The following is a 13,618-nucleotide window of genomic DNA, read 5'->3' as shown; positions in this document are numbered from 1 at the left end:
TTATCGACTCGACTATGACCTTTATATTGACCGGCGCCCCAAGGCGCCGGTTTTCATTTCCGCGCCTGACTTTTCGTGCCGCCCACGTATTGGCTCGTCCATGCTTCGCCTGCGGGACCCGGAAGCAATCGTCCGGCGCGCGGGTCATTCGATAGGTGCAGGAGCTGCGAATCGCGGCATCCGTCCATCGTTCGAATTACCCACGTTTAACAGCCCTTATCCACCGATCGTCGGTCGTCACGTTTCGCAATAATGATCTCAATGGGAAGCGGTGTGTTGCCGGTCCGTCAGTCCGTATACCTCATCGGGGGTCCAGCTTGAACATTCGTAAATTTATCGGTGCTACCAGTCGCGACGCACTGCGTCTCGTGCGCGAAGCGCTGGGTGCCGACGCGGTCGTCCTGTCCAATCGAACGATGGACGACGGGAGCGTCGAGATCGTCGCCCTGGCCGACAGCGACCTCGCGGCGATCACGCCGAAGGCTCCGCGCGCAGACGCGAGCGCAGCGCAATTCGCATCGACGAATGCAGCGGCTGCACAGCCCGCGCCGAGTGCGCTGAATGCGCCGCGCGCAATGTCCGCCGCGCAGCCGATGCAGGCCAATCCGTACGCGAGCGGCATGCCGGACGTGTTCTCGTCGGTGTTCGGCGCGAGCCCGGAAGCCGGCATTGAAACGACGGGCAGCTTCGCCGACTCAGCGCTGGCCGCCAGTCACGATGCACAGCCCGCCGCGAAGGTCGTTCCGAGCGCGGCCATGAGTGCCGCGATGAATGCAGCTAAGGCGTCGGCCGGGCAGGCCGACGCGCGCAAGACTGCATTGCCGGGCGCCCCGGCCACGGCCACTAAGCCCGCGTCGGCGCCGCAATCGCAACAGATTCACGTTGGCCAGCCGAGCGCGCGCGCAGCAGCCGCTCGTTTGAACGAAGACATTCGCGCGGATCTGCTGAAGGCCGCCGGGGTGTCGTCCGGCTCTGCAGCACCGGCCTCTGATCTCCACGCACCGCGTACGATGGCCGAATCGAATCCCTGGCTGATCGATCACGCTCGACGCATCGCCGCCGACCACGAGCCGCAAAGCGAATACAACACACGTCCGGGCGCGATGACGCCGGCCGCCGCGATGGCCAAGGGTCTTGGCGCTGCTGTGGAACCGGGCAAGGCCGCTGCGTCGCAGGAGGACAACACGCCTGATTGGGCCCGCGAAGCCGCGCAGGTCGCCGCACGGCGCGCCGCGCAGAAGGCCGCACCGACCACGCTGTCGCCGACCGACGACTCGCGCACGCCTGCTGCTGTCGCCGAAGCGATCAAGGCGCGCATGGAGCAGGTCGTCAAAGAAACCGTGATGAACGAGCTTTCTTCGATGCGCGGCATGATGGAAGAACAGTTCGCCGGTCTCATGTGGGGCGATCGTCAGCGCCGGAACCCGGCGCACGCGTCGCTCACCAAACATCTCTTCGCCGCGGGTTTTTCCGCGCAGCTCGTGCAGATGATGGTCGCAAACCTGCCCGACGAAGTCGACAACATGGACGACGGCATGGACTGGGTGCGCTCGGTGCTCGCATCGAACCTGCCGGTCATGGAAGATGAAGACACGCTGATGGAGCGCGGCGGCGTCTTTGCGCTGATGGGCCCGACGGGCGTCGGCAAGACGACGACCACGGCAAAACTCGCGGCGCGCTGCGTGATGCGTTTCGGCGCCAGCAAAGTGGCGCTGCTCACCACCGACAGTTACCGGATCGGCGGCCACGAGCAACTGCGCATCTTCGGCAAGATTCTCGGCGTGTCGGTTCACGCGGTGAAAGACAGCGCCGACCTGCAGCTCGCACTCTCCGAATTGCGCAACAAGCACATTGTGCTGATCGACACGATCGGTATGAGCCAACGCGATCGCCTTGTCTCCGAGCAGATCGCGATGCTGAGCCGCGCGGGCCAGCCCGTGCAGCGCCTGTTGCTGCTCAACGCAACGAGCCACGGCGACACGCTCAATGAAGTCGTGCAGGCCTATCAGCGCGGACCGGATCAACAGCCGCTCGCCGGCTGCATTCTGACCAAGCTCGACGAGGCGACCAACCTGGGCGGCGTGCTCGATACGGTGATCCGCTACAAGCTGCCGGTGCACTACGTGTCGACCGGTCAGAAAGTGCCGGAGAACCTGTACGTCGCGACCAAGCGTTTTCTGATCAAGAGCGCGTTCTGCATTCCGCGCGATCACTCTCCATTCGTGCCGCATGACGAAGATGTTCCGGCATTGCTGTCCGCGCTGTCCGCGCGCTCGACGGCCGAATTGCACGAGGTCCGCTTTGGATAAGCTCGTCTCCGATCAGGCAGAAGGACTGCGGCGCCTTCTCGCGCGGAGCGGCTCGCGCGTGATTGCGGTGACGGGCGGTTCGCTGGGCGCCGGCTGTACGGCGACAGTGATGAACCTTGCGGTGGCGCTCGCGCAGCAGGGAAAGGATGTGCTCGTGATCGACGAGTGCGTGGGCGATAAGTCAGTGAGCGCGATGCTCGGCAGCGTGCGCGGTGCAGGCAACTTTGCCGCCGTGATGCGCGGCGAGATGACCCTCGACGAAGCCGCTTTGCGTCACGCGCTCGGCTTCTCGGTGCTCGCAGCCTCACGTGCGCATCGCGAAGGTTATGGCGCGGCGCAGTTCAGCGCGGTGCTGCACGGTTCGGCCGACATCGTGCTGATCGACGCGCAACTGGATCAGCAAGGGCACCTGTCGGCGCTCGCGACGCAGGCCCATGACGTGATGATCGTCACGCGCATGGCGGCACAGGCGATCACCGACGCGTATGCGTGCATGAAGCGTCTGCACTACGCGCACGCCATCGCGCAGTTTCGCGTACTGGTGAATCACGTGCAGAGCGTGGAAGACGCGCGCGCTGCTTTTGCAAACCTGGCCGGCGTGGCCGGGCGTTACCTCGCGGTAGCGCTGGAAGACGCCGGTTGCATTGCCGCGGATGCGCGGATGGCGCGAGCCGAGGAGTTGTCGCGTTGTGTCGTCGACGCATTTCCGTCGACACCGGCAGCGCGCGACTTCCGTCACCTCGCAGCCGAATTGCAGTACTGGCCGATGCGGCCAGCGATGTCGTCGCAAACGCCATGGATGGCGCCTGCGGCAGTTACAGCGGCGCAACACGCCGACCAACCGTCTGCGCAGCACGCCTGAGAGGCGGCACAAGGACAAGGGGAGCACGATGTATAACGCTCAGGGAAAGATTTCCCAAGCCGAGGTTTTGACGAAGTACGCACCGCTGGTGCGTCGACTCGGCTTGCAGCTCGTTGCAAAAATGCCGGCCAGCGTCGATCTCGACGATCTGATTCAGGCGGGCATGATTGGCTTGCTGGATGCCGCGAGTCGCTACAAGGAAGATCAGGGCGCGCAGTTCGAAACCTACGCGAGCCAGCGGATTCGCGGCGCGATGCTGGACGAACTGCGCAGCAACGACTGGTTGCCGCGTAGCTTGCGACGCACGTCGCGAGAAGTGGAGACGGCCGTGCACAAGGTGGAGCAGAATCTGGGCCGCTCGGCGAGCGAAACCGAGATTGCCGAACACCTGGACATGCCACTCGACGAGTATCAGTCGATGTTGCAGGATCTGCACGGAAGCCAGTTGATCTACTACGAAGACTTCGACCGTTCCGCGGACGACGAGCCGTTTCTCGACCGCTACTGCGTCGATCACTCGGACCCGCTTTCCGCCTTGCTCGACGACAGTCTGCGCTCGGCGCTGGTCGAGGCGATCGACCGCTTGCCGGAACGCGAGAAGTTGCTGATGTCGCTCTACTACGAGCGCGGCATGAACCTGCGTGAAATCGGCGCGGTGATGGAAGTCAGCGAGTCGCGCGTGTGTCAGTTGCACAGTCAGGCGGTAGCGCGTTTGCGCACGCGCTTGCGCGAGATGGCGTGGGCGAACGCCGAGGCAACCTGAGCGGCTTGCCTCGTGAGTTGGCGCTCAGCGGGGCAATGAGTTGTGAAGCGAGGGCGTTACCCGCGCCTTCAGTCATGCGTCCGCCATTTCATGCTCGGCCGCGAGCGCCAGAAAAGCGGAACGCGACATGCCACGCGCCTGCGCGTATTCGTCGATTTCATGCACCAGCGCTTCGGGCAACGAAATGTTGATGCGTACCGCCTTCTTCAGCGCGGGAATATTCCGGGTTGTCACGAAACCCCACGTGAGACCCGCGTAGTCAGGATTACGCCGATGCTCGTCTAGCGTCAGCCTTTCGGGAATCGGCAAGCCTTCGTCGAGCAGCGTATCCAGATGCGCCTCGATCGCTTCTTTTGCGTTCGCGTAAGCTTCTTCCAGTGAATCCCCCGCCGAGTGACAGCCCGGAATATCCGGCACGACGACGCCGAACGCGTGCTGTGCGTCGCCCGCCTCGATTGCGATCGGGAAGATCAGATTTTTCATTTCAGCCCTGCCTGTTTCAAGATGCTGTTCAGCGTGCCGGCCGGCAGATCCTTCCTGGGATGGGGGATGGTCACGAGCCCGGCTTTGAATGCGTGCCGACAATGATGGTGGCTGCCCGATATGCGGACGAGCCGCCAGCCGTTCGCCAGAATCAGTTTGACGACTTCGGCACTGTTCATATTGCACTCCTCGAATCATACACACGATTACACACTCTCGCTAGATGAAGTTAGCTTCCGTTCACCGCGACGCGTGGACACCCGCTAGCACGGAACAACTTCGTTAGGGAAAAGAGGAGATTTGATCGTGCGCGACGGATTCGCGCCACCTGGCCGAATGGCTGCGGCATGCGGGGAGCGAAGGGCGAGGAGATAGAAAACAAAAAGGGCTCGTCGAGACGACGAACCCTTCTGTTCATGCGAGGCTGCTTCAGTTGGCTGCGTTGCTGCGGCGACGCTGGCCACACGTCACGAAGTTGCGGGCGAGTCAGGCGTTGGTGTCAAACACCGCAAAGCAATGCGAGGCCCGCATCGCGATAAGCAGCATTCACAGTAGCGAACAGGCGACGCTGAAGCTGAGCGCCAGCGTCACCCGGCATCACACCGCTGCGCGCGCCGGAATGCGTCCGTCCGGGCCATAGAAGTTGGCCTTTTGCGGCAACGCCACCTGCAACGCCGTGAGCGCCCGCTGGTTGTAATCCATGCGCACGCGAATCAGTTCGCCGTTGCTCGTGTTGAAGCGGCGCGCTCGCTCGGCGGCTTTTTGCAGCAGCGACCATTGTGCGGCGAGCCGCTCGTCGGTGCTGGCCGCGAGTTCCATGCCGGCCCAACCGCCCGGAAAACCCATGCCGGCGAGCAGTTCGTCGCGGCGGGTTTCGAGCTGCGCGAGCTCGCCGATCAGTTCGGTTTTCTTGTCGATGACCGGCGGCAGCAGTTCGACCGGCGACAAGGCGGTCAATGCCTTGGTCTCCAGCGTCAAAACGGAGGCGAATGCCTCGACGGCGGAATACTCTTCGATGAGGGTGGCAAGCAGGGCGTCTTTCATCTCAACAACTCGCTGAAAACGACGGCTCGCAGATGATCCGCGAGTCGGGTTTGTCGAACGCCGCCGGCCATTCACCGTACTTCGATGCGCCGATTAATTGCCGGTCGACGGGGTTTTGCTTTGCAACAGTTCGCGTGCGGTGCTCAGCACGCCGTCGGCGATCTTGCCCGAGTCGATTTGCAGCGTGCCGTCCTTGATGGCCTGCTTGATCGACTCGACATGCGCCGTATCGATGTCGGCCGAGCCGGACGCCGCGAGGCTGCGCAGATGCTGCGACAGACCCGACAGGCTGACGCTGGCGTCGCCCGAACTGCTGGGAGTGGCTTGCGAGGCGGTGCTCGCGGTCTGCGCGCCGGGGTTGGCCGTCGCCGCGTCGCTTTGTTGCGAGCGGGACACGCCATCTTTCAACGTCGGCAGATTCGAATTGGTTTTGGAATCGACTTTCACGATTGGCTTCCTGAACGATTTGATCCTGATAACGGCAGGCGTCCATCAAAACTTTAGCGCAATCGCTGCTGCTTTTCCCTTGTCTGTCAATACGATCCGGCCCTGACACGGCGGACGCATGCGGATCGGCCGCCAGCCCGGAAAGCCCGCGGCTCACAGTTGAATCTCCACGGTCGCGCCGTCCTTGACGATGCCCGAGATAACCTGACCATTGGGCGTCTTTACGCGGACCTGCTGACCCGGTGACGCATTGTTCATCGCGCTGCCTTCCGACGAAATCGCGAATCCATCACCGGCGGCGACCACGCGCACCGTTTGTCCGATCGACACAGCCGACGCGCTCTTGAGCATATCGCGGCGCAGCGGCATGCCTGCGGCAACGCGCGTCAACGTGACAGAACCGACCGCTTGCGACGGGTCCGTCACGATGGCCTGCGGCAAGCCCGTCAGATCGCCCTCGCGCGCGACGAGGTCGGCGGCCGTCAGCACCTCGCCCGGCGACATCGCGCGGCCGGCGAGATAGTAGGTGGCATGCAGCGAGATGCGCGCCTGCAGATAGATGGTCCAGGGACGCTGGCCCGCGCAACGCACGCCGACGGTTACGCGGCCCCACAGTCGGGCGCCGCTCGGCATGAACGGCTCCAGCACCATGCAGGCCGCGAGACCGCGTGGAAACGCGGGTGCGACGGTGATGTCCACTTTCCCCGGCAATCCCGCCGACTGCTGCTGCAGGAACGCGAGCGCGGTCGTGCGGATTGCTTCAGGGTCTTGCTGGCCCGGCAGCGGCTCGGGCTGGGCCGGCGCTGCCGCACGCTGATTCTGCTGTGCGGGTGCCGGCGCTGCCGCGATGGGCCGCGTCGCGGCCACGCGCGCCGTCGGCGACGCCGCGGCGGCACGAGTTGAATTGGCGAGGGCGTTCGAACGCGCCGGGACCGGCTTGCCGTCCGCGCCGAGCTGCGGCGGCTCGCCGCGCGAAGCGAGCGTGTCGAACGAGTCGGTTGCCGATGCTCCCAACGCTTGCGACGCCGCAGCCGCGGCGCGACCCGTCACGCTGGCCGGCGCGTTGGCCGCCACCGGCTGAACGCCGGCGGCCTGACGCACGCCGTTCGCTTGCGGCGCCGGTGTCACGACGACCGGAACGACACGGCGCGGGGCCGGCATCTCATTGAGGCGGGCGGCGTCGGCCGGATTCAGGTTGCTGGCGCTTGTCGCGGCAGAACCGGCACGGCCTGGCGCAGGAATGGTCACCACGCCGTTCGCGTCGGGCTTGAAACTGGTGCGGATCATTTGCGGCGCGGCCGGCGCTTCGCCCGAGCCCGCGATGACGATCGAGCCGCTTGCATTGGCGGCGCGGCTGAAAGGATCGGCGTCGCGCGAGGCCGAACCGCGCGTCAGCGATTGCGCGGTGGCGGCGGCGAGCGTCGCCGAAGAGCCGGCGCGTTTCGCCGGCGTCGCCTGCATATGCTCGGCAAGCTCGGTGAGTGCCGCCGGATCCTTTTCGTTCGGACCGGCAATCACGATGGGACCGTCCGCCTCGCCCGCGTGCGCGGCATTGGCGATCAACATGGCGGCGGCAGGCGCGCATAGCGCGGCGGCGCCGACACCCGGCACGCCCAGCGACGAACTCAACAGGAGCCGCGCGGCGACGCGCAGCGCAGCCGCACACAGGCGATGCGCCGCCGCGCGTTGCGCGCGGTGCGTCGGATCGAAAGTGTGCTGGTCCATTGCGGTTCTCCATCGAATGCATTTGGTACGCCTTGCATTCTATTGAGAGCCCCCTTCGCGCAAACGTTGAATAGAAGCCCCCTTTCCCGGTTATTCGTCCGATTGCTGCTTGCACTCGGCCCATAAGATGCACCTCATGCAAAAAGGTCTTCCCGTCTGATGCAGTCCTCACGCGAGGCGCACGGGAAGCCTCGGGACCGTTCTCCGGAGATTCTTATGCTGGACAAACTCGATGCCGAATTCGCCTTTGGACGTGAAGCGCTCGACGTGCGCGCTTATCGCCAGGAGCTCCTGTCGTCGAATATCGCCAATGCCGACACGCCCGGCTACAAGGCGCGCGACGTCGACTTCGCTTCGTCGCTCGCGGGCGCACTGAAAAAGACCGGTGTGGCCGCGCATACGGCGTCGAACACCGCGACGCTTCCGATGGCGCAGCCGGCCGGCGTGACGAGCGGAATGTCGATGGCGTCGACCACGTCGGGCCACATGTCCGGCAAATCGACGCTGAGCCCGGCGGGCGGCAGGCCCGACGACTACGGCAACCTGCAATACCGCGTTCCGACGCAGCCCGCGCTCGACGGCAACACGGTCGACATCGACACCGAGCGCGTTCAGTTCGCGGACAACACGCTGCACTTCGAATCGGGCATGACGATGCTGTCGAGCCAGATCAAGGCGATGTTGTCGGCGATCCAGTCGGGCTCGTAACCGGGTAACGGTCTGCACGCAAAGAAACACGCAGTACGCAAGAACAATCGCTACGGGAACTAACTTGAAGCCGGCTCGAACCGGCGGGAAAGGTCAGCAAACATGCCTTCTTTGATGAACATATTTGGTGTTGCAGGCTCCGCGATGTCCGCGCAGTCGCAACGGCTCAACGTGACGGCGTCGAATCTCGCCAACGCGGACAGCACCACCGGTCCGGACGGCCAGCCGTACAAGGCCAAGCAGGTCGTGTTCGGCGTTGCGCCGCTCGGCGGCGCGCGCAGCGGCTCCGGCCAGCAGGTTGGCGGCGTGCAGGTCACCGGCGTGATCGACGACCCGACGCCGATGAAGACCGCCTACGACCCCGGCAACCCGGCGGCCAACGCTGACGGCTATGTGACGCTGCCCAACGTCGACCCGGTGCAGGAAATGGTGAACATGATTTCGGCGTCGCGCTCGTACCAGGCCAACGTCGAAACCCTGAACACCGCCAAGACCCTGATGCTGAAAACGCTCACGATCGGAACCTGAGGAGAGCCCCTTGACTACTGGCACCACCATCGGCAACAACGGCACGACCGTGTCGCAAACGCTGCTCGATACGATGAACGGCACGAACAGTGCCTCGGGCTCGAGCAGTTCGACGGGCGGCACGTCCGGCACGTCGGGCACTTCGGCGACCGATCTGCAAAACACCTTTTTGAGCCTGCTCGTCGCGCAGTTGAAGAACCAGGATCCGACCAATCCGATGGACAGCTCGCAGATGACCTCGCAGCTCGCCCAGATCAACACCGTGTCAGGCATCAGCCAGTTGAACACGACGTTGAGCTCGCTCGCGACGCAGATGTCGGCGGGTCAGCAGTCGCAAGCGGCGCTGCTGATCGGCTCGACCGTGCTCGCGCCGGGCAACTCGGTGTCGGTCGCGAGCGGCAAGGCCGGCGCGTTCGGCGTGCAACTCGCGAACTCGGTGAGCGACCTGCAGGTCGTCGTGAAGAACTCGGCAGGCCAGATCGTCAACACGATCGATCTCGGCAAGCAGTCGGCGGGCACGATTCCGGTGGGCTGGACGCCGACCGACTCGGCCGGCAACGCGCTGCCCGACGGCACGTACACGATCAGCGCGGTCGGCACGATCAACGGCCAGCAAGCCACGGCCACCACGCTCGCAGGCGCAACGGTGCAAAGCGTCGTCATGCAGAACAACGGTACGCCGGGCCTCGTGCTCTCGAACGGCTCGACTGTCGGGCTGACCAGCGTGGCCGCGATCCTCTAATTCGATTCAGTCAGTACGACTTTCCAGACACGGAGACCGTCATGGGTTACCAACAAGGTTTGAGTGGTTTGTCCGCATCGTCGAGCGATCTCGACGTGATCGGCAACAACATTGCCAACGCGAATACGGTTGGCTTCAAGAGCGGCGCAGCGCAATTCGCCGACATGTACGCCAATTCGGTGGCGACGGCTGTCGGCAACCAGGTCGGTATCGGCACCAAGCTCGCACAGGTGCAGCAGCAGTTCTCGCAAGGCACGATCACCAGCACGAACCAGGCGCTCGACGTCGCCATCAACGGCAACGGCTTTTTCCAGTTGTCGAACAACGGTTCGCTCGTGTACTCGCGCAACGGCGTATTCCAGCTCGACAAGAACGGCTTCATCACGAACTCGCAAGGCCTGCAACTGATGGGCTATGCGGCGAACAGCTCGGGCATCGTCAATACCGCGCAGACCGTGCCGCTTAGCGTGCCGACCGCGAACATCGCGCCGAAGGCGACGACCAACATCGCAGCCGGCCTGAACCTGAATGCGCAAGATCCGCTGATGCTCGGCACGCCGAAGGTGACGGCAGGAGGCACCAATTCCGGCACGCTGAGCACGACCGGCGCGACGATCACCAACACGGCGTCGGGAACGAACAACGACAACTACACCGTCTCGTTCACCAGCGCGACGGGATACACGGTGACCGACACCACGCTCGGCACCTCGACGACCGGCACGTACACGGCCGGCTCGCCGATTTCGCTCGGCAACGGCCAGACGATCACGTTCAACGGCGTGCCGGCGACGGGCGACAGCTATAGCGTCACACCGACCCCGGTGGCGTTCAACCAGAACAGTTCGACGACGTACAACTACTCGACGAGCACCACGGTGTACGACACGCTCGGCGGCTCGCAGACGGTCAACATGTATTTTGCCAAGACGGCCGCCGGCACGTGGGACGTGTATGCCGGCGTCTCCACCGGCACCGCGGCGCTCGTCGGCCATGCGAACTTCAACTCGTCGGGCACGCTGCTCGGCACGACCGACGCTTCCGGCGCGGCGACTGCCACGCCGTTCGTCTTCAACTTCTCGGTGCCGACCACCGACGGTTCGGCGACGCCTCAGAAACTGACGCTGAATATTGGCGGCACCACGCAGTACGGCGGCAAGGACGGCGTGAATTCGCTGCAGCCCGACGGCTATCCGGCCGGCACGCTGACGAGCTTCAGCATCGGCGCCGACGGCATGCTGACCGGCAACTATTCGAACCAGCAGACAGCCGCGCTCGGCCAGATCGCGCTCGCGAACTTCGCGAACCAGAACGGTCTCGTGAACCTGGGCAATAACGAGTTCCAGCAGACCGACGCATCGGGCGCCGCGCAGATTTCGGCACCGGGCTCCACGAATCACGGCGTGCTGCAAGGCGGCGCCGTCGAAAACTCGAACGTCGATCTGACGAGCCAGCTCGTGGACCTGATCACCGCGCAACGCAACTATCAGGCGAACGCGCAGACGATCAAGACGCAGCAGACCGTCGACCAGACGCTCATCAACCTGTAAGCGAGCAGGACGGACCCATCATGGATCGGCTGATCTACACCGCGATGTCGGGCAGCGCGCAAGCGCTCGAACAGCAGGCAATCGTTGCGAACAATCTCGCGAACGCATCGACCACTGGTTTTCGCGCCCAGTTGGCGACTTTCCGCGCCGTGCCGATGGCGTTCGGCGACGGCAGTTCGATCAACGACAACACCACGCGCACTTTCGTGCTGTCGTCGACGCCGGGTGCGGACTACACGCCCGGCCCGATCCAGCAGACGGGCAATCCTCTCGATGTCGCTATCGAAGGTCCGGGCTGGCTGTCGGTGCAGACCACTGACGGCGGCGAGGCATACACGCGCGCCGGCAATCTGCATATCGACCAGAACGGCCAGCTGGTGAACGCCACGAATCAGGTGGTGCTCGGCAACGGCGGGCCGGTCTCGGTGCCGCCGGGTGCGCAGATCACCATCGGCCGAGACGGCACCGTGTCGGCGCTCACACCGGGTGATCCGCCGACCGCGGTGGTGACGGTCGATCAGCTGAAGCTGGTCAACCCCGATCCGCAAACCATGACGCGCGGCGACGACGGCCTCTTTCGCACCGCTGACGGCAATCCCGCCGACGCCGATCCGGCCGTGACGGTCGCGCCTGCATCGCTCGAAGGGAGCAACGTGAATCCGGTCAGCGCGATGGTCTCGATGATCACGAACGCGCGCCAGTTCCAGATGCAGACCAAGCTGCTGGAAAGCGCCGACAAGAACGATCAGTCGGCTAACCAGTTGCTCAGCTTTAGCTAACGGGCCGCCGGCTCGTGCCGGCTCGCCAACATGTTGCATGGGACCAGAGTAAGTGCCTTGCATGGAACCGGAGTAACGCCTAAGCGCGGACTTCGGGTTCATAGCTGAAGCGCCCACTCCGGTCGACATAGGAGAAGGAATATGAATCGCTCGCTTTATATCGCCGCCACCGGCATGAATGCGCAACAGGCGCAGATGGACGTAATCTCGAACAACCTCGCGAACGTGAGCACCAACGGTTTCAAGGGCTCGCGCGCAGTGTTCGAGGATCTGCTGTATCAGACCGTCCGCCAGCCGGGCGCGAACTCGACGCAGCAAACGGAATTGCCGTCGGGCATCCAGCTCGGCACGGGCGTGCAACAGGTCGCCACCGAGCGCCTCTACACGCAGGGCAATCTGCAGCAGACCGGTAACTCGAAAGACGTCGCCATTAACGGCCAGGGCTTTTTCCAGGTGCAGATGCCCGACGGCACGACCGCCTATACGCGCGACGGCTCGTTCCAGACCAACGCGCAAGGCCAGCTCGTGACGTCGAGCGGCTATCAGGTGATCCCGGCCATCACGGTGCCGAACAACGCGACGTCGCTCACCATCGGCAGCGACGGCGTGGTGTCGATTACCGTCGCCGGCTCGACCAACAGCCAGCAGCTCGGCTCGATGCAGGTCGCGACCTTCATCAACCCGGCCGGTCTGGACGCGAAGGGCGAGAACCTGTTTGCGGAAACGGCGTCGTCGGGTGCGCCTAACGTCGCTCAGCCTGGCCTGAACGGCGCGGGCACGCTCAATCAGGGCTACGTCGAAGCATCGAACGTGAACGTGGTGCAGGAACTGGTGAACATGATCCAGACGCAACGTGCTTACGAAATCAACAGCAAGGCCGTGACGACGTCCGACCAGATGCTGCAGACGCTCAGCCAGATGCAAGTCTGACGCTGAAGTCACTGGTACTTAACAGGCTGTAAATCAGGCGGTAATCAAGATGTCGCACTTCACTCGTAATCCGGTTCATTCGCGTACTGCCGTCGCGCTCGCGCAGCTCACGCTGCTCGTCGCGCTTGGCGGTTGCGGCCTCGTGCCGAAGGAGCCGATCACGCAGCAGCCGATGACGGCGCTGCCGCCGATGCCGCCGCAAGCGCAGTCGCCCGGCTCGATCTACAACCCGGGTTACGCGGGCCGGCCGTTGTTCGAAGATCAGCGTCCGCGCAATGTCGGCGACATCCTGACCATCGTGATCCAGGAAAACGTCAACGCGACGAAGTCCTCGGGTGCCAATTCAAACCGCTCGGGCAGTACCAACCTGACGGTGCCGACAGCGGGCTTCCTTGCCGGACTGTTCGGCAGGGCGAGTCTGAACGCCAAAGGCGCGAACGTGTTCAGCGGCACCGGCGGCGCCAACGCGTCGAACACATTCAACGGCACGATCACCGTGACGGTGACCGGTGTGCTGCCGAACGGCAACCTGATGGTAAGCGGTGAAAAGCAGATGCTCATCAATCAGGGCAACGAGTTCGTGCGTTTCTCGGGCGTGGTGAATCCGAACACGATCTCCAGTCTGAATGCCGTGTACTCCACGCAGGTGGCCGACGCAAAGATCGAGTATTCGGCAAAAGGCTATCTCGACGAGGCCGAAAACATGGGCTGGCTGCAACGCTTCTTCCTCAATGTGTCGCCGTGGTGA

General features: G+C 63.9%; 15 protein-coding genes. 10 read left to right on the top strand and 5 right to left on the bottom strand.

The features are described 5' to 3' along the window. Positions 1–317 precede the first annotated feature (317 nt). Genes flhF through OH764_RS16555 form a run of 3 tightly spaced genes read left to right on the top strand, consistent with a single transcriptional unit; the run spans position 318 to position 3,934 of the window. Complete coding sequence (gene flhF, locus OH764_RS16565; protein ID WP_498847487.1) at positions 318–2,309, top strand: flagellar biosynthesis protein FlhF; 1,992 nt, start codon at positions 318–320, stop codon at positions 2,307–2,309. Further along, positions 2,302–3,171, top strand: a complete 870-nt coding sequence (locus tag OH764_RS16560; protein ID WP_498847486.1) for a MinD/ParA family ATP-binding protein — start codon at positions 2,302–2,304, stop codon at positions 3,169–3,171. The genes flhF and OH764_RS16560 overlap by 8 nt, the downstream gene beginning before the upstream one ends. 28 nt (positions 3,172–3,199) lie before the next feature. After that, the gene (locus tag OH764_RS16555) at positions 3,200–3,934 is read left to right on the top strand and encodes an RNA polymerase sigma factor FliA (RefSeq protein WP_498847485.1); all 735 of its coding nucleotides are present in this window, start codon (positions 3,200–3,202) and stop codon (positions 3,932–3,934) included. A gap of 72 nt (positions 3,935–4,006) precedes the next feature. On the opposite strand, the gene OH764_RS16550 is transcribed toward OH764_RS16555, so the two are convergent. The 5 genes from OH764_RS16550 to flgA all read right to left on the bottom strand — a co-directional run bounded on the left by OH764_RS16550 (position 4,007) and on the right by flgA (position 7,633). Beyond that, complete coding sequence (locus OH764_RS16550) at positions 4,007–4,417, bottom strand: type II toxin-antitoxin system HicB family antitoxin (RefSeq protein WP_498847484.1); 411 nt, start codon at positions 4,415–4,417, stop codon at positions 4,007–4,009. After that, complete coding sequence (locus OH764_RS16545; RefSeq protein WP_498847483.1) at positions 4,414–4,596, bottom strand: type II toxin-antitoxin system HicA family toxin; 183 nt, start codon at positions 4,594–4,596, stop codon at positions 4,414–4,416. The genes OH764_RS16550 and OH764_RS16545 overlap by 4 nt, the downstream gene beginning before the upstream one ends. A gap of 418 nt (positions 4,597–5,014) precedes the next feature. Next, a complete protein-coding gene (locus OH764_RS16540) occupies positions 5,015–5,461 on the bottom strand; it encodes a flagella synthesis protein FlgN (RefSeq protein WP_027776969.1) in 447 nt (148 codons plus the stop codon). A 93-nt stretch (positions 5,462–5,554) separates the two neighbouring features. Continuing rightward, complete coding sequence (flgM, locus tag OH764_RS16535; RefSeq protein WP_498847482.1) at positions 5,555–5,908, bottom strand: flagellar biosynthesis anti-sigma factor FlgM; 354 nt, start codon at positions 5,906–5,908, stop codon at positions 5,555–5,557. A 153-nt stretch (positions 5,909–6,061) separates the two neighbouring features. Continuing rightward, positions 6,062–7,633 (bottom strand): flagella basal body P-ring formation protein FlgA, encoded by a 1,572-nt coding sequence (gene flgA / locus OH764_RS16530; RefSeq protein ID WP_498847481.1) that lies wholly within the window; start codon positions 7,631–7,633, stop codon positions 6,062–6,064. A gap of 216 nt (positions 7,634–7,849) precedes the next feature. On the opposite strand from flgA, the gene flgB reads away from it, so the two are divergent. The 7 genes from flgB (at position 7,850) to flgH (ending at position 13,618) form a co-directional block, all read left to right on the top strand. Then, positions 7,850–8,341, top strand: coding sequence for a flagellar basal body rod protein FlgB (flgB, locus tag OH764_RS16525; protein WP_214877965.1), 492 nt, complete (start codon positions 7,850–7,852; stop codon positions 8,339–8,341). Positions 8,342–8,443: 102 nt separating this feature from the next. After that, a complete protein-coding gene (flgC, locus tag OH764_RS16520; RefSeq protein ID WP_498847480.1) occupies positions 8,444–8,869 on the top strand; it encodes a flagellar basal body rod protein FlgC in 426 nt (141 codons plus the stop codon). Positions 8,870–8,879: 10 nt separating this feature from the next. Next, the gene (gene flgD, locus OH764_RS16515) at positions 8,880–9,611 is read left to right on the top strand and encodes a flagellar hook assembly protein FlgD (RefSeq protein WP_027776974.1); all 732 of its coding nucleotides are present in this window, start codon (positions 8,880–8,882) and stop codon (positions 9,609–9,611) included. Positions 9,612–9,652: 41 nt separating this feature from the next. Continuing rightward, positions 9,653–11,161: a flagellar hook protein FlgE gene (locus OH764_RS16510; protein ID WP_498847479.1), complete on the top strand. Its 1,509-nt coding sequence runs from the start codon at positions 9,653–9,655 to the stop codon at positions 11,159–11,161. 20 nt (positions 11,162–11,181) lie between these two features. Continuing rightward, positions 11,182–11,940: a flagellar basal body rod protein FlgF gene (flgF, locus tag OH764_RS16505; protein ID WP_498847478.1), complete on the top strand. Its 759-nt coding sequence runs from the start codon at positions 11,182–11,184 to the stop codon at positions 11,938–11,940. A gap of 141 nt (positions 11,941–12,081) precedes the next feature. Further along, positions 12,082–12,870 (top strand): flagellar basal-body rod protein FlgG, encoded by a 789-nt coding sequence (gene flgG / locus OH764_RS16500; RefSeq protein ID WP_020070751.1) that lies wholly within the window; start codon positions 12,082–12,084, stop codon positions 12,868–12,870. Between the two features lie 49 nt (positions 12,871–12,919). Next, positions 12,920–13,618, top strand: coding sequence for a flagellar basal body L-ring protein FlgH (gene flgH / locus OH764_RS16495; RefSeq protein WP_498847477.1), 699 nt, complete (start codon positions 12,920–12,922; stop codon positions 13,616–13,618).

The sequence above is a fragment of the Burkholderia sp. M6-3 genome (assembly GCF_050858985.1).
In the GTDB taxonomy this organism is placed as follows: domain Bacteria; phylum Pseudomonadota; class Gammaproteobacteria; order Burkholderiales; family Burkholderiaceae; genus Paraburkholderia; species Paraburkholderia caledonica.
The sequence above is the reverse complement of the archived record's forward strand: the minus strand, read 5'-3'. Positions and strand labels throughout refer to the sequence as shown.

Bases quoted from the DNA above. Each gene is read 5' to 3' on its own strand.
- flgF (WP_498847478.1), top strand. From the start codon at position 11,182: ATGGATCGGCTGATCTACACCGCGATGTCGGGCAGCGCGCAAGCGCTC.
- flgC (WP_498847480.1), top strand. From the start codon at position 8,444: ATGCCTTCTTTGATGAACATATTTGGTGTTGCAGGCTCCGCGATGTCC.
- flgH (WP_498847477.1), top strand. From the start codon at position 12,920: ATGTCGCACTTCACTCGTAATCCGGTTCATTCGCGTACTGCCGTCGCG.
- OH764_RS16550 (WP_498847484.1), bottom strand. From the start codon at position 4,417: ATGAAAAATCTGATCTTCCCGATCGCAATCGAGGCGGGCGACGCACAG.
- flgG (WP_020070751.1), top strand. From the start codon at position 12,082: ATGAATCGCTCGCTTTATATCGCCGCCACCGGCATGAATGCGCAACAG.
- OH764_RS16540 (WP_027776969.1), bottom strand. From the start codon at position 5,461: ATGAAAGACGCCCTGCTTGCCACCCTCATCGAAGAGTATTCCGCCGTC.
- OH764_RS16555 (WP_498847485.1), top strand. From the start codon at position 3,200: ATGTATAACGCTCAGGGAAAGATTTCCCAAGCCGAGGTTTTGACGAAG.
- flgB (WP_214877965.1), top strand. From the start codon at position 7,850: ATGCTGGACAAACTCGATGCCGAATTCGCCTTTGGACGTGAAGCGCTC.
- flgA (WP_498847481.1), bottom strand. From the start codon at position 7,633: ATGGACCAGCACACTTTCGATCCGACGCACCGCGCGCAACGCGCGGCG.
- OH764_RS16545 (WP_498847483.1), bottom strand. From the start codon at position 4,596: ATGAACAGTGCCGAAGTCGTCAAACTGATTCTGGCGAACGGCTGGCGG.
- OH764_RS16510 (WP_498847479.1), top strand. From the start codon at position 9,653: ATGGGTTACCAACAAGGTTTGAGTGGTTTGTCCGCATCGTCGAGCGAT.